23 protein-coding genes, 1 other RNA gene and 2 pseudogenes are annotated in these 22955 nt (G+C 62.6%); 7 read left to right on the forward strand and 19 right to left on the reverse strand.

The window, feature by feature from the left end:
* Window positions 1–27: 27 nt before the first annotated feature.
* From NKI49_RS12125 to ssrS, 5 genes and pseudogenes are all read right to left on the reverse strand, one after another.
* Window positions 28–156 (reverse strand): annotated as a pseudogene (locus NKI49_RS12125) (transcriptional regulator); the annotation flags it as partial.
* Window positions 157–167: 11 nt separating this feature from the next.
* A complete protein-coding gene (locus NKI49_RS12130) occupies window positions 168–929 on the reverse strand; it encodes a TerC family protein (RefSeq protein ID WP_352600448.1) in 762 nt (253 codons plus the stop codon).
* Between the two features lie 74 nt (window positions 930–1003).
* The gene (locus NKI49_RS12135; protein ID WP_352600450.1) at window positions 1004–1828 is read right to left on the reverse strand and encodes a TIGR00282 family metallophosphoesterase; all 825 of its coding nucleotides are present in this window, start codon (window positions 1826–1828) and stop codon (window positions 1004–1006) included.
* 64 nt (window positions 1829–1892) lie between these two features.
* Window positions 1893–2480: a 5-formyltetrahydrofolate cyclo-ligase gene (locus NKI49_RS12140; RefSeq protein WP_352600452.1), complete on the reverse strand. Its 588-nt coding sequence runs from the start codon at window positions 2478–2480 to the stop codon at window positions 1893–1895.
* Window positions 2481–2574: 94 nt separating this feature from the next.
* A non-coding RNA gene (gene ssrS, locus NKI49_RS12145) (6S RNA) lies at window positions 2575–2730 on the reverse strand.
* Window positions 2731–2868: 138 nt separating this feature from the next.
* Here ssrS and NKI49_RS12150 point away from each other — a divergent pair.
* From NKI49_RS12150 to msrB, 6 genes and pseudogenes are all read left to right on the forward strand, one after another.
* Window positions 2869–3707: pseudogene (locus NKI49_RS12150) on the forward strand (AAA family ATPase).
* Window positions 3708–3797: 90 nt separating this feature from the next.
* A complete protein-coding gene (locus NKI49_RS12155; RefSeq protein ID WP_352600454.1) occupies window positions 3798–4244 on the forward strand; it encodes a GNAT family N-acetyltransferase in 447 nt (148 codons plus the stop codon).
* Between the two features lie 61 nt (window positions 4245–4305).
* Complete coding sequence (locus NKI49_RS12160) at window positions 4306–4500, forward strand: type II toxin-antitoxin system HicA family toxin (protein ID WP_352600456.1); 195 nt, start codon at window positions 4306–4308, stop codon at window positions 4498–4500.
* Window positions 4501–4511: 11 nt separating this feature from the next.
* Window positions 4512–4916, forward strand: a complete 405-nt coding sequence (locus NKI49_RS12165; RefSeq protein ID WP_352600458.1) for a type II toxin-antitoxin system HicB family antitoxin — start codon at window positions 4512–4514, stop codon at window positions 4914–4916.
* Between the two features lie 6 nt (window positions 4917–4922).
* Window positions 4923–6113, forward strand: coding sequence for a vWA domain-containing protein (locus NKI49_RS12170; protein ID WP_352600460.1), 1191 nt, complete (start codon window positions 4923–4925; stop codon window positions 6111–6113).
* Between the two features lie 371 nt (window positions 6114–6484).
* Window positions 6485–6889: a peptide-methionine (R)-S-oxide reductase MsrB gene (msrB, locus tag NKI49_RS12175; protein ID WP_027027309.1), complete on the forward strand. Its 405-nt coding sequence runs from the start codon at window positions 6485–6487 to the stop codon at window positions 6887–6889.
* Between the two features lie 73 nt (window positions 6890–6962).
* Here the strand turns inward: msrB and NKI49_RS12180 are convergent, their stop codons facing one another.
* The 13 genes from NKI49_RS12180 to NKI49_RS12240 form a co-directional block, all read right to left on the reverse strand.
* A complete protein-coding gene (locus NKI49_RS12180) occupies window positions 6963–7262 on the reverse strand; it encodes a hypothetical protein (RefSeq protein WP_352600462.1) in 300 nt (99 codons plus the stop codon).
* 7 nt (window positions 7263–7269) lie between these two features.
* On the reverse strand, window positions 7270–7710 hold the full coding sequence (locus NKI49_RS12185) for a hypothetical protein (RefSeq protein WP_352600464.1): 441 nt from the start codon (window positions 7708–7710) through the stop codon (window positions 7270–7272).
* 49 nt (window positions 7711–7759) lie between these two features.
* Window positions 7760–8020, reverse strand: a complete 261-nt coding sequence (locus tag NKI49_RS12190) for a DUF2312 domain-containing protein (protein WP_027027312.1) — start codon at window positions 8018–8020, stop codon at window positions 7760–7762.
* A 162-nt stretch (window positions 8021–8182) separates the two neighbouring features.
* Window positions 8183–11641 (reverse strand): pyruvate carboxylase, encoded by a 3459-nt coding sequence (gene pyc / locus NKI49_RS12195; protein WP_352600467.1) that lies wholly within the window; start codon window positions 11639–11641, stop codon window positions 8183–8185.
* A 273-nt stretch (window positions 11642–11914) separates the two neighbouring features.
* Window positions 11915–13033, reverse strand: a complete 1119-nt coding sequence (locus NKI49_RS12200) for a branched-chain amino acid ABC transporter substrate-binding protein (protein WP_352600469.1) — start codon at window positions 13031–13033, stop codon at window positions 11915–11917.
* Between the two features lie 137 nt (window positions 13034–13170).
* On the reverse strand, window positions 13171–13518 hold the full coding sequence (locus NKI49_RS12205; RefSeq protein WP_027027315.1) for a DUF6867 family protein: 348 nt from the start codon (window positions 13516–13518) through the stop codon (window positions 13171–13173).
* Between the two features lie 17 nt (window positions 13519–13535).
* Entirely contained in the window at window positions 13536–14264 is a 729-nt protein-coding gene (locus NKI49_RS12210) for an ABC transporter ATP-binding protein (protein ID WP_352600472.1), read from the reverse strand.
* Complete coding sequence (locus NKI49_RS12215) at window positions 14264–15547, reverse strand: ABC transporter ATP-binding protein (RefSeq protein WP_352600474.1); 1284 nt, start codon at window positions 15545–15547, stop codon at window positions 14264–14266. Before NKI49_RS12215 ends, NKI49_RS12210 begins: the two co-directional genes overlap by 1 nt.
* Window positions 15547–17142: a high-affinity branched-chain amino acid ABC transporter permease LivM gene (gene livM, locus NKI49_RS12220; RefSeq protein WP_352695639.1), complete on the reverse strand. Its 1596-nt coding sequence runs from the start codon at window positions 17140–17142 to the stop codon at window positions 15547–15549. Before livM ends, NKI49_RS12215 begins: the two co-directional genes overlap by 1 nt.
* A 5-nt stretch (window positions 17143–17147) precedes the next feature.
* On the reverse strand, window positions 17148–18050 hold the full coding sequence (locus tag NKI49_RS12225) for a branched-chain amino acid ABC transporter permease (RefSeq protein ID WP_352600478.1): 903 nt from the start codon (window positions 18048–18050) through the stop codon (window positions 17148–17150).
* A 334-nt stretch (window positions 18051–18384) separates the two neighbouring features.
* Window positions 18385–19386 carry a 4-hydroxyproline epimerase gene (locus NKI49_RS12230; RefSeq protein ID WP_352600480.1) on the reverse strand — a complete coding sequence of 334 codons (1002 nt, stop codon included), beginning with the start codon at window positions 19384–19386 and terminating at the stop codon, window positions 18385–18387.
* Window positions 19387–19402: 16 nt separating this feature from the next.
* Window positions 19403–20722 carry an NAD(P)/FAD-dependent oxidoreductase gene (locus NKI49_RS12235; protein WP_352600482.1) on the reverse strand — a complete coding sequence of 440 codons (1320 nt, stop codon included), beginning with the start codon at window positions 20720–20722 and terminating at the stop codon, window positions 19403–19405.
* A 27-nt stretch (window positions 20723–20749) separates the two neighbouring features.
* Window positions 20750–21643 carry a dihydrodipicolinate synthase family protein gene (locus NKI49_RS12240; RefSeq protein WP_352600484.1) on the reverse strand — a complete coding sequence of 298 codons (894 nt, stop codon included), beginning with the start codon at window positions 21641–21643 and terminating at the stop codon, window positions 20750–20752.
* A 103-nt stretch (window positions 21644–21746) separates the two neighbouring features.
* On the opposite strand from NKI49_RS12240, the gene NKI49_RS12245 reads away from it, so the two are divergent.
* The gene (locus tag NKI49_RS12245; RefSeq protein WP_352600486.1) at window positions 21747–22406 is read left to right on the forward strand and encodes a GntR family transcriptional regulator; all 660 of its coding nucleotides are present in this window, start codon (window positions 21747–21749) and stop codon (window positions 22404–22406) included.
* A 16-nt stretch (window positions 22407–22422) separates the two neighbouring features.
* Here the strand turns inward: NKI49_RS12245 and NKI49_RS12250 are convergent, their stop codons facing one another.
* Complete coding sequence (locus NKI49_RS12250; protein WP_352600488.1) at window positions 22423–22728, reverse strand: hypothetical protein; 306 nt, start codon at window positions 22726–22728, stop codon at window positions 22423–22425.
* Window positions 22729–22955 lie beyond the last annotated feature (227 nt).

The following is a 22955-nucleotide window of genomic DNA, read 5'->3' on the forward strand; positions in this document are numbered from 1 at the left end:
AAGCACGATCAGAGCAGCAACAACCGCTCACGCCTCGAGGTCCGGCTTCAGCCGGTCGATGATACCGAGCGCATGGCCGGGATACTGGCTGATCCAGCGGTCGTGGATGTGCTTGATCGGCAGCGCGTCGAGATGGTTCCAGCGCTCGCGGCCTTGGTGGTCATAGCTCAATGTCCGCCGCCCGCCTTCTTGCGGCGCCGCGCCAGCATGTTGAGCCCCTCGACCAGCGCGGAAAAACCCATCGCCGCGTAGATGTAGCCCTTTGGCACGTGATAGCCCATGCCGTCGGCGATCAGCGTCATGCCGATCATCAGCAGGAAGCCCAGGGCCAGCATGACGATGCTGGGGTTCTTGGCGATGAAGTCCGCCAGCGGCCCGGCCGCCAGCATCATGACGCTGACCGCGACGATCACGGCAATGTACATGATCGCGATCTCGTCGGTCATGCCGACCGCGGTGATGATCGAATCGATCGAGAAGACGAGGTCGAGCAGCAGGATCTGGAAGATGGCGCCGGCGAGCGAGATCTGCAGCGTCTCGCCGAGCATCGTATCCTTGTGGTCATCGGGGTCGACCGTGTGGTGGATTTCCTTCGTCGCCTTCCAGACGAGGAACAGGCCGCCGGCGATCAGGATCAGGTCGCGCCACGAGAAGCCGTGGCCTAAAGCGGTGAACACAGGCGTCGTCAGCTGGACGATGATGGAGATGGTGGCCAGCAGCACCAGCCGCATGATCAATGCCGCCGAGATGCCGAGCCGACGGGCGCGGGCCCGTTGTGCCACCGGCAGCTTGTTGGTCAGGATCGAAATGAAGATCAGATTGTCGATGCCGAGCACGATCTCCAGCACCACCAGCGTCAGCAGCGCGACCCAGGCCGTTGGGTCGGACACGAATTGAAAATGCGGCGCCAGGAACTCGAAAAGCTGCATGGAGGTCGTCCCCTCTTGTAACGATCTAGAGCAGTGTCGCCGCCAGTTAGGTACTGCGTGCGCCTATATCAATGTTACAACCAGAAGGATGGTGCGGTTTCCTCCAGCCGCGGCCCGCGACGAAACGGCGCGATCCTCTCGGTCAGTCCCGTGCGGTCGGAAATATCGACGCCGACGCCGCACAAGGTCGCCGGTCCGGTCGCTGCCTCGAAGCGCCCTTTCGGCACTTTCGACAAGAACCGGTTGAGCGGCTCTTCCTTGTCCATGCCGAGCGAGGAATCGTAGTCGCCGCACATGCCGGCGTCGGAGATGTAACCGGTCCCGCCATTGAGGATCTGGTGATCGCCGGTCGGCTGGTGCGTGTGGGTGCCGACGACCAGACTGGCGCGGCCATCGACGAAATGCGCGAAGCACATTTTTTCCGAGGTCGCCTCGGCGTGGAAGTCGATGACCACCGCATCCGCCTGCTCGCCGAGCGGACAGGCGGCAAGCTCGCGTTCGCCGGCCTGGAATGGATCGTCGAGTTCGGGATGCATGAACACCCGGCCCATGATGTTGGCGACCAGCACGCGCGCGCCGCTCCTGGCGATATAGACGCCGGAGCCGCGTCCGGGCGTACCCTTGGGAAAATTGGACGGGCGCAGGAAGCGCTCCTCGCGCGGCGCGAAAGCCAGCGCGTCGCGCTGGTCCCAGACATGGTTGCCGGTGGTGACGACATCGGCGCCGGCCGCGATCGTCTCGCGAAAGATCTCTTCGGTGATGCCGAAGCCGCCCGCGGCGTTCTCGCCGTTGACGATGACGAAATCCAGTCCGAAATCCGAGATCAGACCCGGCAGTTGTTCCCAAACCGCCGTGCGTCCCGTCTTGCCAACCATGTCGCCGAGGAAGAGGAGTCTCATCTAGGTCCTGAAAAGCCGCATGCCCTTTCGGAAAAGATCACGCATCTAGAGATAAACAAACTATCTACAATTTTGGCGCGAAGCGGCGCAACCCGCTCTCGGTGAGTATTTCGGTGAGGACCACGTCGTGCTCCTCATTCGGCACCAGCTCCACTTCCTGGCAGTCGAAGGCGATGCCGACAAGCCGCGGCTGCTGCCCCTTGTCGACCAGCCTGGCGATGGCGCGGTCGTAATAGCCGGCGCCGTAGCCGATGCGATGGCCGCGCGCATCGAAGGCGGCGAGCGGTACCAGCATCACCGTGGGGTCGAGCACCTCGGCTTGCTCATGTGGGCCGATCGTACCGAAGCCCATCTCGACCATCGGCGCGCCGCGCACAAGCTCGCGAAAGACGATGGTGGTCTTGTCGAGGATGGCGGGCAGGCAAAGCCTTGCACCTTTCTCGCGCAAGGCGAACATCAGCGGCCGGACGTCGACTTCCGAACGCATCGGCCAGAAGCCGGAGACGATCTGCCCCGGCTCGACGGCGAGGTGATCGCGCGCCGTCTCGGCCATTTCAAGGGCGACCTCCACCCGCCAGAACTCGTCGAGCGCATCGCGGCGTCCGAGTGCTCCGAGCCGAAGTTCTTTTTTCAAGTCTTTTGAGGAGGTCATGCCCAGACGATAGAAAGGTCAGATTTGGATGACGTTTTAGGAGCGACGTTTTCTACCGCAATATCCGCCGAAATGCGCGGATGCAGGCAATAAGTGACGATCCACACGACCGGTGGAGAAGTCGATCCCGGGTGCCTACAAAGTAGGTGGGCGCCGTGTGAGAAAACCCACGGGTCTTCCCAGGGACAGCTCCCTAAGGATCGTTAAGGCCCCGGGGAAATGTGTCTCCTGCCGGGAAGCGCAGACCGTCACCCCCAATATAGGCCCGTGACTCCCCAAGCGCCAGTGAGATGCACACAGAGAGATGCCATTCTTTCCATCGCCCACTCACCCTTGCGCGGACCAGGCCTGCTGCCTACGGTCGTCTGGCGCAAACCAAGGAGCAAAAATGCGTTTCGAAGGCACGGCGTCCTATGTCGCCGACAAGGATCTGATGGTGGCAGTCAACGCGGCGATCGCGCTGGAGCGGCCCTTGCTGGTAAAGGCGAACCCGGCACCGGCAAGACGGAGCTCGCCCGCCAGGTGGCGGCCGCCCTTGGCCTCGATCTGATCGAGTGGCACGTCAAATCGACTACCAGGGCACAGCAAGGTCTTTACGAATATGACGCCGTCTCGCGGCTACGCGACAGCCAGCTTGGCGATATCAGGTTCAACGACATCAAGAACTACATCAAACGCGGCAAATTGTGGGAAGCGTTCGCGGCCGGCAGGAAGGTCGTGCTTCTGATCGATGAGATCGACAAGGCCGATATCGAATTCCCCAACGACCTGTTGCAGGAACTGGATCGGATGGAGTTCTTCGTCTACGAAACCGGCGAGACCATCCGCGCCACGGTCAGGCCGATCGTCATCATCACCTCCAACAACGAGAAGGAACTGCCGGACGCCTTCCTGCGCCGCTGCTTCTTCCACTACATCCGCTTTCCCGATGTCGATACGCTGCACAGAATCGTCGACGTCCACTACCCCGGCATCAAGCAGAATCTGGTGCGGGCGGCGCTCACCCAGTTCTACGAGATCCGCGACGTGCCAGGGCTGAAGAAGAAGCCCTCGACCTCCGAAGCGCTCGACTGGATCCGCCTGCTCGTCGCCGACGACATTGCGCCGGAAGATCTGCGCGCCGACCCGAAGAACGCGCTGCCCAAGCTGCATGGCGCGTTGCTGAAGAACGAGCAGGACGTGCATCTGTTCGAGCGCCTGGCCTTCATGGCAAGAAGGCAGCAATAGGGCGGCAGCAGTAGCGCTTTCCCCGCTGTGGACCGTTGCCGCCCACAGAACAGAAAGGCAGGTTCATCCGAAGACTTTGGAGGAAATGAAATGACCGAGATCACCGTCCGTCCGCTCGCTCAATCCGACCACGCCGACTGGCGCCGGCTTTGGACCGCTTACCTTACCTTCTACGAAACCAAGCTGCCCGAAGACGTCTATGAGGTCACCTGGAAGCGCCTGTTCACGGAAGGTGAGTTCGAGCCCAAGGGCTTCGTCGCCATCCTCGACGGCAAGGCTGTCGGCCTCACGCACTATCTGTATCATCGCTCTTGCTGGTCTGAGAAAAACAACTGCTACTTGCAGGATCTGTTCGCCGACCCCGAAGTGCGCGGTAAGGGCATCGGTGCGGCATTGATCGAAGCGGTCAAGCAGGAAGCCGGCAAGATCGGCGTCAAGAACGTCTACTGGATGACCCATGAGACCAACGCCACGGCGCGCAAGCTCTACGACCATGTGGCGCGGCGCACGGGGTTCATCGAATATGATCTATTGTAGCAAGATCGACGATTGAAACCGCTGTATTTACGCAATATATTGCGCATGGTTGAGGACGCCGATGCCGCTGATCGAAACCAACACGCGCAAGATTGTCACAAGGCTTTTGCGCGATGGTTGGGTAAGCGTCAGCGGCGGCAAGCACGACAAGTATGAGCATCCGGACAGGCCTGAGGTGATGATCATCGTGCCTCGTCATCGTGAACAATCTCCCGGTGTCGCTCGGTCGATCGCTCGGCTGGCTGGATGGATTTGAGGACAAACCGCATGACGCACTATGTCGGAATTCTCGATGGCATAGAGGATGTCTGGGGCGTACGGGTCCCTGACCTCCCCGGTTGTCACGGAGGCGGCGCAAGCCCCGAAGCGGCCATTGCCGATGCGACCTCCGCTGTGCGCGAATGGACAGAAGCACGCTTGGCGAAACACTTGCCATTGCCAAGATCGAGTACGGTTGCTGAGCTACTCAAACAGGGGGTAATCGACAGCGCCTCTGGTGAATCCGCCGTGATGATTCCGGTACTGATCGACTCCGGACGCCCTGTTCGGGCCAATCTGTCGCTCGATGCTGGCCTGTTGGCGGCGATCGATGAAGAGGCAGGTCGGCGCGGCCTGACGCGTTCCGCCTTTATCGCGAGCGCCGCACGAGAGAAGATCGAAGGCCACCGATAGGCGGTCATGTTCATCCCCTTCTTCCTCGAACTCAAGGCAGCACGTGTTCCCGTCTCGCTCCGGGAATATCTGTCGCTGCTGGAGGGGCTGGAGGCCGGATTGGTCGACTATGACGTCGAGGGTTTTTACTATCTCGCCCGCACCGCACTGGTGAAGGACGAACGCCATGTCGACCGCTTCGACCAGGTCTTTGCGCATATCTTCAGGGGCATCGAAGCGCTGGGCGGGCCGGATGCGGTGGACGTTGCGAACATCCCGGAGGAGTGGCTGCGCCGACTGGCCGAAAAGCATCTGACCGACGAGGAGAAAAAGCTGGTCGAGGCGCTCGGCGGTTTCGAAAAGCTGATGGAAACGCTGAAGCAGCGGCTCGAGGAACAAAAGGGCCGCCACCAGGGCGGTTCGAAATGGATCGGCACCGGCGGCACCTCGCCCTTCGGCGCCTATGGCTACAATCCCGAAGGCGTGCGTGTCGGCCAGCATGAAAGCCGAAACCGTCGTGCGGTGAAGGTCTGGGGCAAGCGCGAGTTCAGGAATTTCGACGATGCCGTCGAGCTCGGCACCCGCAATATTAAGATCGCGCTGAAGCGTTTGCGCCGCTGGGTACGGGAGGGCGCCGAGGAGGAGTTCGACCTGCCCGGCACCATTCACGCCACCGCCGAGCACGGCTATCTCGACGTCCGGACGCGGCCCGAACGCCGCAACGCGGTGAAGCTCCTGATGTTCTTCGATGTCGGCGGCTCGATGGACGACCACATCAAGAGCGTCGAGGAGCTGTTTTCGGCCGCCCGCGCCGAATTCCGCCAGCTCGAGTATTTCTATTTCCACAACTGCCTCTACGAGGGCGTGTGGAAGGACAATCGCCGTCGCCACGCCGAGACGATCCCGACCTTCGACCTCATTCGCAAATACGGTCCCGACTACAAGGTGATCGTCGTCGGCGACGCCTCGATGAGTCCTTACGAGATCGCGCATCCGGGTGGGTCAGTGGAACACTGGAATCCCGAGGCCGGCGCCGTCTGGCTCGGCCGCCTGCTGCGGCAGTGGCCGAATGCCGTATGGCTCAATCCCGAGAGCGAAAAGAACTGGGGCTTTACCCATTCGATCGCGATGATTCGCGATATCTTCGGCGGCCGCATGTTCCCCCTGACGTTGGCCGGGCTGGAAGGCGCGACGAGAGAGCTTTCAAGGAAGCATTAGTTTTAGAGAGGTGCGGGATTATCGCTTCAGAGATCACCAATCGTGGAGGTTGGCGCTGCCCCTCACTGTCCTGCCGGACATCTCTCCCCGTAAACGGGGCGAGAGGGGCTTGCCGCAACGCCGGCGCCTTTTCTGCACCGCTGGTGGTTGGCGAGATCGCCGACGGCAGCGTCCCTCGCCCCGTTTACGGGGAGAGGATGCCGGGGGGGGCAGGTGAGGGCGGGTGAGGGGCGGCGCAGGCGCTTGAAAGAAGGCCAATGCGGCGAATTCGGCTCTGGAATGCCGGCACTGGGCGAACCCGTAACAAACGCCTATCTTGTTGCGAATAGAGATTGCAACCAACAACGAGCCGCCAAGGCTGAGGAGATCAAATGGACACCCACGCCTATCCCGTCACCCGCACCGACGCCGAATGGCGCGCCCGGCTGACGCCGGAGCAATATGCCGTCATGCGCGGCCATGGCACCGAGCGGCCGGGAAGCTGCGCCTTGCTCTACGAAAAGCGCGCCGGCACCTTTTCCTGCGTCGGCTGCGACCAGCCATTGTTCGAATCCAAGCTGAAGTTCGAGAGCGGCACCGGCTGGCCGAGCTTCAACGATCCGGTACCCGGTTCTGTCGAGAACACGGTCGACCGCAGCTACGGCATGGTCCGCACCGAGTGCCATTGCGCCCGCTGCGGCAGCCATCTCGGCCACGTCTTCGAGGACGGCCCGCCGCCGACCGGCCTGCGCTACTGCATCAACGGCGTGGCGCTGAAATTCGAGCCGGCCGCCTGAACGGCATGGCATTGTATCGCACGAAGGGCGGCTTTGGCCGCCCTTTTTTCGTATGCGGCGGGTGACGCTCTCTTCAGACCACCGCCGTGGCGATCAGCCAGAGCGCGGAGCCCAGCATCATTAGCGAGGCCTTGGCACCGCCCGATGTCTCAACCGTTCGCCAGACGCAAATGGTCAGGAAGATATTGTAGGGCACCGGCGCGAAATGCACCGCCAGAACCAGCGCAAGCGGCAGCTTGAGCCCGAGCAGGATGAGCGCGGCCACCGAGGACGCAAGGTTTATCACGGTGCCTGCGAGCACCATGTCGCGCCAGAACAGCCGGTCCAGCGGCACCCGGCCAAGCCAGCGCGAGCGGAAGAAGTCCGCACGCACCGGCGACCTACTCCTGCCCCAGGACTTCGGCAACGGCACGCTCGACACGCGAGCATTCGGTCACCAGCCAATCGGCCATAGCCGGCCAATTGTCCTCGGCAAAGCAGTTCACCCGCCACATGGAATTGATGCCGAGGTCCTCGCAACTCTGTTCCGGCCTGAGCTTCAACCAGTCTTCGATCGCCGGTTGGAACGGTTTCAACCGCGACCAGGCTTGCGTGGCACCGAACTTCTCGTTGCGGCCGAAAAAGACGCCGACATGGTTCTGCGCCGGCGCCACGTACATGGAAAGGACCAATGCGAAGTTGGGCAACCCGCGTTGCCAGAACCAGGGTCCGCGCCTCGCCAGCCGAGCCCTTTCCTCCGGATGCCGTTCGTCGAACAGCGTCCAGAAGGCGCGATGGCGGAATTCAGAAGCGCGGCGGGCGCCGAAGTCGAATTCGCTCATGGTTCAAACCGTGTCTCCGGCAACCGCATAGGACGCCGGCCGGTTAGTCTTACACCATGCCGAGCGCGGCCTTGTAGAGGTCGAGGATGGTTTCCTCCTCTTGCCGCTCGGCCTGGTCCTTCTTGCGCAGCCTGATGATCGTGCGCATCGCCTTGGTGTCGAAGCCGGTGCCCTTGGCCTCGGCGAACACTTCCTTGATGTCGTCGGAGATGGTCTTCTTCTCTTCCTCAAGCCGCTCAATGCGCTCGATGAAGGCACGCAGCTGGCCGGCGGCAACAGTCTGGCTGGTCTCGGTGATATCGTCGGCCATGTTTTTCTCCAAAAGTCGGTCAGGCGCCGCGACTCGGGGAAGCGAGCGGCGGCGAATTCAGCGGTTCGATGCCCGACCGGGGGCGGCGGGTCAAGCCGTTATCGACGCGTCATGAAGGGCTGCCGCCAAACGCCGACAGCTCCTCGCGGCCAACAGCCTTGTTTACCCAAAAGCGATCAGCAGGTCCTTGGCATCGATCTGGTCGCCGGCCTTGACCAGCACCTCGGCGACTGTGCCGTCGCGCTCGGCATGCAACGCCGTCTCCATCTTCATCGCCTCGATGGAGAGCAGCACGTCACCGGCCTTCACGGCCTGGCCGGCGGCGACCGAAAGCGCCGAGACGACGCCCGGCATCGGCGCGCCGACATGCGCCTCGTTGCCCGGCTCGGCCTTGCGGCGGGCCTTGGCGGCCGACGCACCGTGCGCACGGTCCGGCACCTTCACGCGGCGCGGCTGGCCGTTTAGCTCGAAGAACACGGTGACCATGCCCTTCTCGTCGACATCGCCGATCGCAAGACAACGCACAACCAGCGTCTTGCCCTTCTCGATGTCGACGAAAATCTCGTCTTCCGGCTTCATGCCGTAGAAATAGGTCGGCGTCGGCAGCACGCTGACCGGGCCGTAGGTCTCCTGCGCGGCCGCGAAATCGGCGAAGACCTTCGGATACATCAGCCACGAAGCGAATTCGTATTCACTGATCTTGCGCTCGAGCTTCTGTTCGACTTCCTTGCGGCTGGCCTTGAGGTCCGCTGTCTTCAAAAGCGAACCCGGCCGCACGGTGATTGGCTTGTCGCCCTTCAGCGCCTTCTTCTGCAGCGGCGCCGGCCAACCGCCCGGCGACTGGCCGAGGTCGCCGCGCAGCATCGAGACGACCGAATCCGGGAAGGCGATGTCCCTAGCCGGGTTCTCGACATCGGCAACAGTCAAATCCTGGCTCACCATCATCAGCGCCATGTCGCCGACCACCTTGGACGACGGCGTCACCTTGACGATGTCGCCGAACATCAGGTTGACGTCGTGATAGGTCTGCGCCACTTCGTGCCAGCGTGTCTCCAGCCCAAGCGAACGCGCCTGCTCCTTGAGGTTGGTGAACTGTCCGCCCGGCATTTCGTGCAGGTAGACTTCCGAAGCCGGTCCCTTGAGGTCGCTTTCGAAAGCAGCGTACTGGTTGCGCACCGCTTCCCAGTAGAACGAGATTTTCCGGATCCATTGCGGATCCAGGCCCGGATCGCGGTCGGTGCCCTTCAGCGCCTCGACGATCGAGCCCAGGCATGGCTGCGACGTGTTGCCGGAGAAAGCGTCCATCGCCGCGTCGATGGCGTCGACGTCGCTCTCCACCGCCGCCAGCACCGTCGCCGCCGAAAGACCCGACGTATCATGGGTGTGAAAATGGATCGGCAGGTCGGTCGCCTCGCGCAGCGCCTTGAACAGCACGCGCGCGGCGGAAGGCTTCAACAGGCCGGCCATGTCCTTGACGGCGATGATATGGGCGCCGGCGGCCTGCAATTCCCCGGCCAGGCCGACATAGTATTTCAGGTCGTACTTCGCCCTGGCCGGATCGAGAATGTCGCCGGTGTAGCAGATCGCCGCCTCGATCAGCTTGCCTTCGGCGCCAACCGCGTCCATGGCGACGCGCATGTTCTCCACCCAGTTCAGGCAGTCGAACACCCGGAACAGGTCGATCCCGCCGCTAGCCGCCTGGCGGACGAAGTGCTGCACGACATTGTCGGGATAATTGGTGTAGCCGACGCCGTTGGCGCCGCGCAAAAGCATTTGCAGCAGCAGATTGGGCGCTGCCTCGCGCACCAGCGACAGCCGCTCCCAGGGATCCTCGGTGAGGAACCGCATGGCGACGTCGAAAGTGGCTCCGCCCCAGCATTCCAGCGACAGAAGCTGCGGCAAGGCACGCGCATAGGTGCCGGCGATGCCGGCAATGTCATGCGTGCGCACGCGCGTCGCCAGCAGCGACTGATGGCCATCGCGCATCGTCGTGTCGGTGACCAGCACCTCTTTCCGGTCGCGCATCCAGGCGGCGAATTTCTCCGGCCCAAGCACGTCGAGCTTCTGCTTGCTGCCATCAGGCACATTGCCGTTGAGGTAAGGCACCACGGGTGCGGCGGCATCGGCTTTCGGCTGCGGCCGGCCGCGCGTTTCGGGATGACCGTTGACCGATACGTCCGCGAGATAATTGATGAGCTTGGTCGCGCGGTCCTGCCGCTTGACCTGCTGGAACAGTTCCGGCGTCGTGTCGATGAACCGGGTCGTGTAGGAATTGTCGGCGAAGCTCGGGTGGTTGATGATCGCTTCGAGGAAGGTGAGGTTGGTCGCCACGCCGCGGATGCGGAATTCGCGCAACGCCCGGTTCATGCGCGCGATCGTCTCGGCCGGCGTCGGCGCCCACGCCGTCACCTTCTCCAGCAGCGGATCGTAAAAGCGAGTAATGACCGCGCCGGAATAGGCGGTGCCGCCATCGAGGCGGATGCCGAAGCCCGTCGCCCCGCGATAGGCGGTGATGCGGCCATAGTCCGGGATGAAGTTATGCTCGGGATCTTCCGTGGTGATGCGGCACTGCAAGGCGTGGCCGTTTAGCCTGATGTCCTTCTGCGCCGGCACGCCCGAATCCGGCGTACCGATGGCGAAGCCGTCGAGGATATGGATTTGCGCCTTGACGATGTCGATGCCGGTCACCTGTTCGGTGACGGTATGCTCGACCTGGATGCGCGGATTGACCTCGATGAAATAGAATTTGCCCGTATCGGCATCCTGCAGGAACTCGACCGTGCCGGCACCGACATAGCTGGTCTCTCGCGCGATCTTCAGCGCGTAACCGCAAAGCTCCTGGCGCAAATCCTCGCCGAGATAGGGAGCCGGCGCCCGCTCGACGACCTTCTGGTTGCGGCGCTGGATCGAGCAGTCGCGCTCGAACAGATGCACGACATTGCCATGCGTGTCGCCCAGCACCTGCACCTCGACATGGCGCGCGCGCTCGATCAGCTTTTCGAGATAGACTTCGTCCTTGCCGAAGGCGGCTTTCGCCTCGCGCTTGCCTTCCGTGACCTCACGGGCGAGATCGGCCTCGGAACGGATGGCACGCATGCCGCGTCCGCCGCCGCCCCATGACGCCTTCAGCATCACGGGATAGCCGATCCCTTTGGCCAGGTCCTTGACCGCGTCCATGTCGTCGGGCAGCGGATCTGTGGCTGGGATCACCGGTACGCCGACCTCGATCGCCAGATTGCGCGCGGCGACCTTGTTGCCGAGCCGGCGCATCGTATCGGGCCTGGGGCCGATGAAGGTGATGCCCGCTTGCGCGCAGGCTTCGGCGAATTCAGGGCTTTCCGACAACAGGCCGTAACCCGGGTGGATGGCATCGGCGCCCGAAAGCCTGGCGACGCGGATCACCTCCTCGATCGACAGGTAGCTTTCGATCGGGCCCATATCCCTGGTCAAGTGCGGGCCGCGTCCGACTTGATAACTCTCGTCCGCCTTGAAGCGGTGAAGGGAATATTTGTCCTCTTCGGCCCAGATCGCCACGGTTTTGAGGCCGAGTTCGTTGGCCGCGCGAAAGACGCGGATGGCGATTTCAGACCGGTTGGCGACGAGGATCTTCGTAATGGCCAAGGATGGGGCTCCAGCAGCGGAAGAGAAGAGAAATCGGCGTCATGATTAGCGTGAAAATGCTGCAGTGCAAACAAAATCGGCGCTGGTTTAAACCGATTTAAATCGATTCTTTGCTCGATGCCGGTTGGCAGATGCCTGAATGCCCCGGTCGAGTGTCCTCTTCCCGGCTAAGGAACCACCAAGAGGCGCTCGCAATGTCTGCGCGCCTGCGGCCAAAGAAAAATGCCCGGCGCGAGGCGCCGGGCATTTTCGCAAGCTTCGAAGCCGACAGGCTTACATCTTCTGGATGTAGGTGTACTTGCCGTCGTCGCCCTTCTTCCACTCGTACATGACGTAGCCGGGCAGCGTCGGGTCACCCTTGGCGTCATAGGAGAGGTCGCCGAGCACGGTCTTGAACGGGCCGTTTTCATGCAGCGCCTTGGCGACTGCCTGCGGGTCGTTCGACTTGGCGACGGTCGCGGCTTCCGCGATCGCCTGCATGGCGGCGTAGGAGTACAGCGTGTAGGCTTCCGGCTCGAAGCCCTGCGCGCGGAACTTCTCGACCAGTTCCTTGTTGGTCGGGATCAGGCGCGGGTCCGGGCCGAACGTGTTGAGCGTGCCCGCGACCGCGTCGCCCGCGATCGAAGCCAGTTCGTTCGACACGATGCCGTCGCCGGAGACCAGCGTTGCCTTGAGGCCCTGGTCGGCCGCCTGGCGGATGATCAGGCCGGCTTCGGTGTGCAAGCCGCCCCAGTAGATGATGGAAACGCCGGCTTCCTTCATCTTGGCGATCAGCGCCGAGAAGTCCTTGTCGCCGACGTTGACGCCTTCATACATGACTTCCGTCAGGCCCTTGGCGTTCATGGCCTTCTTGGTTTCGTCGGCAAGGCCCTGGCCGTAGGTGGTCTTGTCGTGAATGACGGCGATCTTGGCGTCCTTGAAGTTCGCGGCGAGATAAGCGCCGGCAATGCTACCCTGCTGGTCATCGCGTCCGCAGGTGCGGAACACGTTCCACAGGCCGCGCTCGGTGAACTGCGGGTTGGTCGCGGCCGGCGTGATCTCGACGATGCCGTTTTCGGCATAGACTTCCGAGGCCGGGATCGAGACGCCCGAGTTGAAGTGGCCGACCACGAACTTGACGCCGTCGCCGACGAACTTGTTGGCGACCGAGATGCCCTGCTTCGGATCCGACACGTCGTCGCCGACTTCGAGCTTGATCTGCTCGCCGTTGATGCCGCCCTTGGCATTGAGATCGGCGACGGCCTGTTCGGCGCCCTTCTGCAGCTGAGCGCCGAAGGCGGCGTTCGGACCGGTGATCGGACCGGCAACGCCGATCAATACGTCAGCCCACGCGTTGCCGCCGAACGCGACCAGCGCGGTCAGGGCGACGGCGGACAAAAGTGACTTTTTCATGTAAACGCTCCCATTAACGGAGTGGGCGTGGATGAAGCTTTCATGCGATGCCCACCCTTATCGCAGAAAGCATAGTTTGCCGATTTTCAGGCACTTGTCACGCCGATTCAATTTCGAAGCGGCGTTAATGATGAACGTCAACCTTTCGGTTTCCAGCTCAAGATTGAAGCTCTTTCGTAGAGCCAATTATACTGTGTGACCATCTGGTTGGTTCGTGTGTATTGATAGCCGACGAAGCCCAGTATCATCAGCACGATGGTGTCGACGATATAGTAGTGCAGCGAAAACATCGTGCCGCCGAACAGCGCGTGATGGATGAAGCGGATGCCGATGCCGAGAACCAGCAGATAGGCGAACAGCTGGATGAAGCTGCGCCATGTCTGGGCGCTGGCCTTGCCCGTCATCCATGCCGCCCAGCCGCCCAGCAGGCAGGTGACGAAGAAGAACTGCCAGATCGACGGTTCCTCGTAGAGAATGCCTTGCATGGTGAAGACTCCTGAATTCAGTGGTGTCCGCCTTCGAGATAGGCGGCGCGCACTTCCGGATTGGCGAGCAGTTCCTTGCCGGTGCCGCTCATCGTCACATTGCCGTTGACCATGACATAGCCGCGGTTGGCGAGCTTGAGCGCGCCGAAGGCGTTCTGTTCGACCAGGAAAACCGTCAGCCCCTGGCTACGGTTCAATTCGCGGATGGCGTCGAAGATCTGCTTGACGATCAGCGGCGCCAGACCCAGCGACGGCTCATCAAGCAGAAGCAGCTTCGGCCGCGCCATCAGCGCGCGTGCGATTGAAAGCATCTGCTGCTCGCCGCCCGACAGCGTGCCGCCGCGCTGGGCGATGCGCTCCTTCAGCCTCGGGAACAGCGCGAACACCTTCTCGACGTCCTCGTCATAGTGCTTGAGATTGTCGAGACTGGCGCCCATCTGCAGGTTTTCCATCACCGTCATGCGCGGGAAGATGCGGCGTCCCTCCGGCGATTGGGCGATGCGCATGCGCGCGATCTCGTGCGTCGGCAATTGGGTGATATCGGTGCCGGCGAAGGTGATGGTGCCGTTGCGGGCGCGTGGCGCGCCGAAGATAGTCATCATCAGCGTCGATTTGCCGGCGCCGTTGGCGCCGATCAGCGCCACGATCTCGCCTTGCTTGACGGTGACATCGACACCGTTAAGCGCCCGGATATTGCCGTAGTAGGTCTGCACACCCTTGATATCGAGCAGCGTTGTCCCGGCCATCACTTGCGCCCTCCACGCTTGCCCGTCGCAGGCTTGGCGGCGGTTTTTCCGGAAGCTTTGCTGGCGGTTTTCCCGGAGACTGCTCCGGCAGCCTTCCCGGAAGGAGCTTTGGCGGTTGCCGGAGCCTTGGCTGCGGGTTTGGCCGCCGCGGCCGACTTCACCGCCGTTCCGGTTGCCGCCTTTGGCGCGGTTTTCCGAACAGGCTTCGCCTTCGCCGCGGGAGTAGGTGCCGGTGGCACGGCGGCCGCCTTGTTCGCCGCGGCGCGCGACCTGGCGTCGACCTGGCCGGCCTTTGACGCGCCCTTGGCCACCGTCACTCTTTCGCCGGTGCTGTGGCCGACCGTGTCGGTCACCGGCCCGGCGAGATACGAGGACGATGTCCCCGGACCATGCGCCGAATCAGGCCCGGTATCGAGCTGTTCGATGACGTCCTCGTCGCCGACTTCGGTCAGCACGGTTTCGACTTCCTCGTCGTCGACGCCGAGATAGGCGGCGATGACGCGTGGATCGGTGCGCACCGATTGCGGATTGCCGTCGGAGATCTTGCGGCCATATTCCAGCACCACGACATGATCGGAGATCTGCATGACCACCGACATGTCGTGTTCGATCAACAGGATCGATGCGCCAGACGTGTTCTTGATATCGATCAACAGCTCGTTGAGCGCAGCCGATTCCTTCGGATTGAGGCCGGCGGCCGGCTCATCCAGGCATAGGAGCTCCGGACCCGTGCACATGGCGCGCGCGATCTCGAGCCGCCGCTGCGCGCCATAGGGCAGGTCTCCGGCCGGATCGTCGGCGCGGTCGACGAGATCGGCCTTCTCCAGCCAGTGCCTGGCAAGCTCCACCGATTCGGCGGAAGCCTTGCGGTAACCACTGAAGCCGAACAGGCCCAGCACCGTATAGCCCGACGCCTTCATCAGCTTGTTGTGCTGCGCAACCAGCAGGTTCTCCAGCAGCGTCATGCCCGAGAACAGGCGGATGTTCTGGAAGGTGCGCGCCACCTTGGCGCGCGCCGGTATCTCATGATTGGGCAGGCGCTCCAGCAGATAGGTCGAGCCGTTGGCCCGGTTGAGCGTGATCATGCCTTCCGACGGCTTGTAGAAACCGGTGATGCAGTTGAACACGGTGGTCTTGCCGGCGCCGTTGGGGCCGATCAGCGCGGTGATCTCGCCGCGCTTGGCGGTGAAGGACAGGTCGCCGATGGCGACCAGGCCGCCGAACTTCATCGACAAGTGCTCGACCTGCAGGATGGCGTCGTTCATGGACGGGCTCGCGTTCATCAGCCGTGGCCCTCCTTGGTGAAGGAACTGGAGACAGCCCTTCGCACCTTGAGGAAGGCGGTTGGTTCACGGCTGCCGACGAAGCCGCGCGGCTTCCACAGCATGACGATGACCATGGCCATGCCGAACAGAAGCATGCGGTAGAGTTCCGGCGTGAAATCGGGTCCGAAGACCTGCTTGAGGAAGTCGAGCTCACGCAGCGCCTCGGTGCCGCCTATCATCACCATCGCGGCAACCGCGATGCCGACCAGCGAGCCCATGCCGCCGAGCACGACGATGGCAAGGATGATAGCCGATTCCAGGAAGACGAAGGATTCCGGGCTGACGAAGCCCTGCCGGGCGGCGAAGAACGAACCGGCGAACCCACCGAACATAGCGCCGGTGGCGAAGGCGGTGAGCTTGGTGGTGGTGGTGTTGATGCCGAGCGAGCGGCAGGCGATCTCGTCTTCGCGCAGCGCTTCCCAGGCACGGCCGACCGGCATGCGTCTCAACCTGACGGTGACGAAGGCGGTGAGCATCGCCAGCGCCAGGATGAGATAGTAGAGGAAGATCTTGTAATAGGCGCTCGACGTCGCGATGTTCAGCACCTTGCCGATGTAGTTCGGATCCGAGACGTTGAAGCTCATCAGGCCGAAGAAGGTGACCTTGGGAATGCCGGAAATGCCGGCCGAGCCGTTGGTCACCTCGCGCCAGTTGATGATCACCAGCCGGATAATCTCGCCGAAGGCAAGGGTCACGATCGCCAGATAGTCGCCGCGCAGACGCAGCACCGGAAAGCCGAGCAGTACGCCCCAGAAAGCGGCCATCGCTCCGGCGGCCGGCAATAGGATCCAGAACGACAGGCCGTAATGCGTGCCGAGCAGCGCATAGGCATAGGCGCCGACCGCGTAGAAAGCGACATAACCGAGGTCGAGCAGGCCAGCCAGCCCGACGACGATGTTCAGGCCCCAGGCCAGCATCACATAGATCAGGATCTGGATGCCGAAATTGTCGACCCATTTCAGAGATCCCTGCAACCCGCCGGCGATCGACCAGGACATCAACGACAGCACGGTGACGACCATGATCGGGTAAAGCACCAGCGCGGCAATGCCGAGCTTGGTGAAGTTGGCGTGGATGAAGCCGCGGAAATAGTAGATCACGCAGGCCAGCACATAGATGACCGTCAGGGCACGTAGAAATTGCAGATAGCCGGCCGGCTCTGCCCCGATCCATCCAACGAGAGAACTGTTGAACCCGAACAGCAGGGCCGCCGCGATTATGGCCAGGATGAACGCCGGCAGCTGGAAAAACCGAGATGCGACGCTGGCAGGCAAAAGCCCTGTGGCGACGTCGACGATCTTCTGGTTGGCCAGGAAGGGCTGGCCATAGGCGACATAGAGAAAGCGCCCGACGGCCGTGGCGATCACCACTGCGCCGAGCAGTATCCAGCGCTGGGTCAGGACCAGTTCATTGGAAATGTTCTGACCGGTCTTGAGGCCGATGAACAGCACGAACAGGCCAAGCGCGATGGCGCCGGCATAGAAGGCTTCGCATAGCGCGCGCTGAACGGGGCTGGCGATGGTCTCGCTTTCAGGAGATACGGTGACGGCCATGGGTCTCAGACCTTTTCGACTTCAGGCCGGCCCAATATGCCGGAAGGCAGGAAGATCAGCACGATGGCCAGGATCGAGAACGCCGCCACGTCCTTGTAGTCGATCGAGAAATAGGCCGACCACATGCTTTCGATGAAGCCGATGAGCAACCCGCCGAGCACGGCACCCGGCAAGGAGCCGATGCCGCCAAGCACCGCGGCCGTGAACGCCTTCACCCCCGGCACGAAGCCGTCCGAGAAAGCGATGACGCCGTAATACATCAGGAACAGCGTGCCGGCGACGGCCGCAAGGGCGGCGCCCATGATGAAGGTGATCGAGATGGTGCGATCGACATCGATGCCGAGCAACGCCGCCATCTTGCGGTCCTGCTCGCAGGCGCGCTGGGCGCGGCCAAGCGAGGTCCTGTTGACCAGGTACCAGAACAGCACCAGCAGCAAAGCGGTGACCACGACGATGATGATCTGCTTCAGCGACACGCTGATGCCGTTGATGTTGTAAACCTGGCTGACCATCGGCGGGATCGGCTTGTTGCGCGGCCCCTGTGTCACCTGGACGAAGTTCGACAGCGCGATCGACATGCCGATGGCGGTGATCAACGGTGCCAGCCGGAACGAACCGCGCAGCGGCCGGTAAGCCACCTTCTCGATCGTCCAATTGTAAAGGCTGGTGAGCAGCATCGCCACGATCATCATGACCAGCAGCGCGACGACCACGGGCACCGAATAGAACAGCGCGCCGAGGATGAGGAAGACGATCAGCGCCGTGAAAGCGCCCACCATGAAGATGTCGCCATGGGCGAAATTGATCATTCCGATGATGCCGTAGACCATCGTGTAGCCGATCGCGATCAGCCCATAGATCGATCCCAGCGTCAGCCCATTGATAAGCTGCTGGACAAAATACTGCATGTGTACGTGGCTCCCCTGGAATGTCGCCCATGCAGACGCATTCCTTTTCGTATTTCCCCTAGTCGTAAAGTTTCGAGGCCGGATTGCAATGCGATTTTTTGGTTGCCACGCGTGTTTCCCATGCAGGCCATTCCGATCGCCCGTTTTTTGCACCCGACCCCTGGACTATCGGGGACCCTATCATTGGCATAACGCAATGTCTTTGGCGATTCCGACGCATCATGCGCCGCGTTTCGAAGGAATCGCCGTCAAAATAAGTTGATAAGAAGATTCCTTGCGTTGGTGACAGCATTCCACTTTGCCCGCCATCGCCTTCCGTTGCGTGATGAATTGCCTATTGGACCACGAATCCATGCGCGAACGGATCGCGGTCGTCGATGAAGATCGTGTTCAATCCGGTCATGCGTGCCCAGCCCCCGATCGAAGGAATGATCGCCGGCTTGCCCGCCACGGCAACTTCCTGTTCGACCTTGCCCTTGAACAGCGAACCGATGATCGATTCATGCACGAAAGCGTCGCCGGCCTTGAGTTTGCCCTTGGCATGGAGCTGCGCCATGCGCGCCGAGGTGCCGGTGCCGCATGGGGAGCGGTCGATCGCCTTGTCGCCATAGAAGACGGCGTTGCGGGCGTCCGCCTCGGCATGGGTCGGCTGGCCAGTCCACAGCATGTGCGACAGCCGGTTGATGCCAGGGTTTTCCGGATGCACGAACGAATATTTCTCGTTGAGCCGCTGCCGCACCACCGGGCTCCAGGCGATGAGGTCGCCGGCGGAATGGTCGGCCATGTCGCGATAGTTCGCCTGCGGCTCGACGATGGCGTAGAAATTGCCGCCATAGGCGACGTCGACGGTGATTTCACCGAGCCCAGGACACTCGACCGTCAGCCCTTCGGCATGGAGGAAGGACGGCACGTTGGTGATGCGCACCTCCTCGACGTAGTCGCCGACCTGTTTGTACTCGGCGACGACCAGTCCGGCCGGCGTATCGAGCCTCAGCACTCCCGGGGTCTTCGGCTTGATCAGCCCGTGCTCGATGGCCATCGTCACCGTACCGATCGTGCCATGACCGCACATCGGCAGGCAGCCCGAGGTTTCGATGAACAGGATGGCGATGTCGCAATCGTAGCGCGTCGGCGGATAGAGGATCGAGCCGGACATCACGTCATGGCCGCGCGGCTCGAACATCAGCCCGGTGCGGATCCAGTCATATTCGGCGAGGAAGTGCGCACGCCGCTCCATCATCGTCGAGCCCCGTAGCAGCGGCCCGCCGCCGGCCACCAGCCGCACTGGATTGCCACAGGTGTGACCGTCTATGCAGAAGAAGGATTTCTTGGCCATGACGCTCCTCGAAAACTCAAAACCGTTGCGGGCTGAAAGGGGCCAGATCGATCGGCGGAGTCTGCCCCAGGACGAGGTCCCGGATCAACCGTCCGGTTGCCGCCGCCTGGGTCAGGCCGAGATGGCCGTGGCCGAACGCATAGACCACCGGCCGGGCTCTCGACGCGCGGCCTATGACCGGCACTGAATCCGGCAGCGAGGGCCGGAACCCCATCCATTCGCGCCCGCCCGAGGGATCGAGCCCCGGCAGGAATTTCTGTGCCTTCCGCAGCAGCGCCTTCGATCGGGCATAACTGGGCGGTCGCTCGATACCGCCGAGTTCGACGGCACCGCCGACGCGCAGGCCCGTTTCAAGCGGCGTGATGACGAAGCCGTGCCCGGAAAAAATCAGCATCCGTTTCACGTCGAAGGCGCTCTTCGGCAATGTCGTGTTGTAGCCGCGCTCGGTCTCCAGAGGAATGCGGTCGCCGATCTGCCGGGCCAGGAGATGCGACCATGCGCCGGCGGCGACGACGAGGTGCCTGGCCTGCCTTGTGCTGCCATCCGCCAGTGTCAGCGTCGCACCTTGCTCGTCCGCCGCGACGCGGTCGATCCGAGCCATTTCAAAGCGGGCGCCCTTGGCCTGCGCATGGGCCCACACCGCCTTGCCCAGCAGTTTCGGATCGGAGATCGTCTTCCATCCCGGTACGAACGTGCCCCTGATGAAGCGCGGCGACAGTCCCGCTTGCAGGGCCGCAAGATCCTCGCCCTCGATATGGCGGAAGCCGATGCCGAAACGCTCGCGTGCCGCCCAGCCCGACAGTGAGGCGCGAAACTCGGCCTCGCTCTCATAGAGTTCGAGCGAGCCGTCCTCGCGCAGCATCGGCCTGGTGCCGGAGCGGTCGAGCAGAGCCATCCACTCCGCTTCGGCAAGCTTCATCATGCTGGCCTGGGCGGCCAGGCTCGCCTCGAATTTTTCCGGCGCACCGGCGCGCCAGAAGCGGATCAGCCAGGGCAGGAGTTTCGGCAGATAGGCCGGCGGGATGCTGAGCGGGCCGAGCGGATCGGCCAGCCATTTCGGCAACTGCCGGATCATGCCCTTGTGCGCCATCGGCAGCACGTCGGAAAAGGCGAGCGCGGCGGCATTGCCGGAACTCGTCTCCTCGCAGATGCCGGTGCGGTCGTAGACCGTGACGTTTCGCCCTGCCTCGGCAAGAAACGCCGCCGCGCAGATGCCGATGATGCCGCCGCCGACGATGGCGATATCTATTCCTTCTCCCCGTTCACAGGGAGAAGGTGCCCGAAGGGCGGATGAGGGGCGGTGCCCCGCTTGCGACGATTTGGAACTTCCTGTCACGTGGGCGCTGCCTCTCGGAGGAAAGCCTCAGAATTGCGGCAGTGTCGGCCGCACCGCGAGCGCGTCCTTGACGATCTTTTCGACCGCCTTGCGGCGCTCGCCCGACAGCGGTTGGCGCGGCATGCGCACGCGGTCGTTGGTCTGAATGGCGAACACTTCGGCAAGCTTGATGTTCTGCACCAGATAGGTCGAGACGTCGAGGTCGAGCAGCGGTCGGAACCAGCGATAGATGGCGAGCGCCTCCTCGCGGCGGCCCTGCTTCATCAGCTGGTAGATGGCGACCGTCTCGCGTGGGAAGGCGGTGACCAGGCCGGCCACCCAGCCGATGGCGCCGACCGACAGCGCCTCGAAGGCCAGGTTGTCGACGCCGGTGAACAGGTCGTAGCGGCTGCCCAGGCGATTGATGATCTCGGTGGAGCGCCTGATGTCGTCGGAGGATTCCTTGATGGCGACGAAGCGCTTGTCCGACGCCAGTTCCTCCATTTGGTCGACGGTAACGTCGACGCGGTAGGCGAGCCGGTTGGAATAGATCATGACCGGCAGGTCGCCGGCTTCGGCAACGGCGCGTAGGGCCGCGACCGTCTCTTCAGCATTGGTGTGATAGATCGGGCTCGGTACCACCATCAGGCCGTTGGCGCCTTCCTTGGCGGCGCGGCGGGCGATGCTGGCGGCCTCGCGCGTCCCGGCCTCGTTGACCGTCAGCAACACCGGCTTCTTGCCGGCAACCTTCTGAGTGGTCTTCAGCACTTCGATCTTCTCGTCATGCGACAGCATCGGCCCTTCGCCCAGCGATCCGCAGACGATGATGCCGTCGCAGCCGGCCTCCATCTGCAAGCCGAAGCAGCGCTCCATCTCGGCATGGTCGAGGCGGTCGTCCGTGGTGAATTTGGTCGTAACGGCTGGGAAAACTCCGGTCCACATGGTCATTGCTCCATCTGATATATCAGACGTATATCTATCAGGAAACCCGCTGTCAATGCGGATTCTGCTATGATATATCCAAAATATATCAGGAGATCTGCCTTTGATATCCAGGGAAGCAAGCATTGCGTTCGAGCCGGCTGCGGCAAAAGCCTATCGCGTGCTCGAGCACATGATCGTCACGCTCGAACTGGTACCGGCGAGCTTCGTCACCGAGGGCGCGTTGATCGAGAAGCTGGCGCTCGGCCGCACGCCGGTGCGCGAGGCCATCCAGCGGCTGGCCTGGGAAGGGCTGCTGGACGTGCGGCCGCGCGCCGGCATCGCGATCGCTCCGCTCCATCCCGGCGACTGGCTGCGCGTGCTCGACGCCCGGCGCGGCGTCGAGGTTGTGCTTGCCCGGTCAGCCGCCCGCTTCGTCACCCGCGAGGCCGCCGATCTGTTTCACGAGGCGGCGCTTGCCATGCAGAGGGCGGTTATCTCGAGCGATGTGCTTGCCTTTATCCAGGCCGACAAGGCGCTCGACGACGCCTTGGCGCTGGCCGCCGACAATCCGTTCGCGGCGCGGCTGGCGGCCCCGCTGCAGACCCACAGCCGCCGCTTCTGGTTCCGCTACAAGGCCGACACGGGTCTCGCCGAATCGGCAGAGCATCATGTCGCGTTGATCCGCTCGATTCTCGACGGCGACGAAGAAGCCGCCGCCAAGGACGCCAAGCGGCTGATGGCTCTGTTGCGCGGCCACGCCGAGACGGCGGCGACGCGGTAAAATCGCCCAACCCGGCTCAAGCGCCGGGAAGGGCTGCGGTGATCGTTGGGCTGTCCCAGCCTTCGCCAATGGACAAGATGCAACTCTGGCCTTTTGTGTCGGACGCCAGAACCGTCCAGCTGCCCTGTTCGGAAACAAAGACCTCGAGGACCACATTCGGATTGATCAGGCCGCGCCCGGCTTGGCTTTCGTGAAACTTCTCGCCAAGCGCCTTGATCAGATCGGCGCGCGGGGCGCATTGCCCGGCCGCATTCGCAGGCACTGCGCCGCCCGATATCGCAAGCGATGCTAGGAACATTGTCGCCACAAGATGTCGTGTCATCTGACACCTCCTTGCGCCAGACGAGAACCCCGGCTGTCACCGGCGCTGTTGATTGGCCTGCAAGCTATGCAGGGATATAGCCTAAGAACGATGATACCCGCTTGGTTCCATCACATTAGCGAGTTTGCAGATGAACGCCGCTGGCCGGAACGCAGAAAGCCCGGGGTGCAGCCCGGGCCCTCTATGTTGAATGCCGGCGGTCCATCGTCGAAAGCGAGGACGCGCGG

The organism is Mesorhizobium sp. M0587 (assembly GCF_040320945.1).
Taxonomy (GTDB): domain Bacteria; phylum Pseudomonadota; class Alphaproteobacteria; order Rhizobiales; family Rhizobiaceae; genus Mesorhizobium.

Coding starts and splice junctions, on each gene's coding strand:
- NKI49_RS12130 (WP_352600448.1), bottom strand. CDS start 929: ATGCAGCTTTTCGAGTTCCTGGCGCCGCATTTTCAATTCGTGTCCGAC.
- NKI49_RS12135 (WP_352600450.1), bottom strand. CDS start 1,828: ATGAGACTCCTCTTCCTCGGCGACATGGTTGGCAAGACGGGACGCACG.
- NKI49_RS12140 (WP_352600452.1), bottom strand. CDS start 2,480: ATGACCTCCTCAAAAGACTTGAAAAAAGAACTTCGGCTCGGAGCACTC.
- NKI49_RS12155 (WP_352600454.1), top strand. CDS start 3,798: ATGACCGAGATCACCGTCCGTCCGCTCGCTCAATCCGACCACGCCGAC.
- NKI49_RS12160 (WP_352600456.1), top strand. CDS start 4,306: ATGCCGCTGATCGAAACCAACACGCGCAAGATTGTCACAAGGCTTTTG.
- NKI49_RS12165 (WP_352600458.1), top strand. CDS start 4,512: ATGACGCACTATGTCGGAATTCTCGATGGCATAGAGGATGTCTGGGGC.
- NKI49_RS12170 (WP_352600460.1), top strand. CDS start 4,923: ATGTTCATCCCCTTCTTCCTCGAACTCAAGGCAGCACGTGTTCCCGTC.
- msrB (WP_027027309.1), top strand. CDS start 6,485: ATGGACACCCACGCCTATCCCGTCACCCGCACCGACGCCGAATGGCGC.
- NKI49_RS12185 (WP_352600464.1), bottom strand. CDS start 7,710: ATGAGCGAATTCGACTTCGGCGCCCGCCGCGCTTCTGAATTCCGCCAT.
- NKI49_RS12190 (WP_027027312.1), bottom strand. CDS start 8,020: ATGGCCGACGATATCACCGAGACCAGCCAGACTGTTGCCGCCGGCCAG.
- NKI49_RS12200 (WP_352600469.1), bottom strand. CDS start 13,033: ATGAAAAAGTCACTTTTGTCCGCCGTCGCCCTGACCGCGCTGGTCGCG.
- NKI49_RS12205 (WP_027027315.1), bottom strand. CDS start 13,518: ATGCAAGGCATTCTCTACGAGGAACCGTCGATCTGGCAGTTCTTCTTC.
- NKI49_RS12210 (WP_352600472.1), bottom strand. CDS start 14,264: ATGGCCGGGACAACGCTGCTCGATATCAAGGGTGTGCAGACCTACTAC.
- NKI49_RS12215 (WP_352600474.1), bottom strand. CDS start 15,547: ATGAACGCGAGCCCGTCCATGAACGACGCCATCCTGCAGGTCGAGCAC.
- livM (WP_352695639.1), bottom strand. CDS start 17,142: ATGGCCGTCACCGTATCTCCTGAAAGCGAGACCATCGCCAGCCCCGTT.
- NKI49_RS12225 (WP_352600478.1), bottom strand. CDS start 18,050: ATGCAGTATTTTGTCCAGCAGCTTATCAATGGGCTGACGCTGGGATCG.
- NKI49_RS12230 (WP_352600480.1), bottom strand. CDS start 19,386: ATGGCCAAGAAATCCTTCTTCTGCATAGACGGTCACACCTGTGGCAAT.
- NKI49_RS12240 (WP_352600484.1), bottom strand. CDS start 21,643: ATGTGGACCGGAGTTTTCCCAGCCGTTACGACCAAATTCACCACGGAC.
- NKI49_RS12250 (WP_352600488.1), bottom strand. CDS start 22,728: ATGACACGACATCTTGTGGCGACAATGTTCCTAGCATCGCTTGCGATA.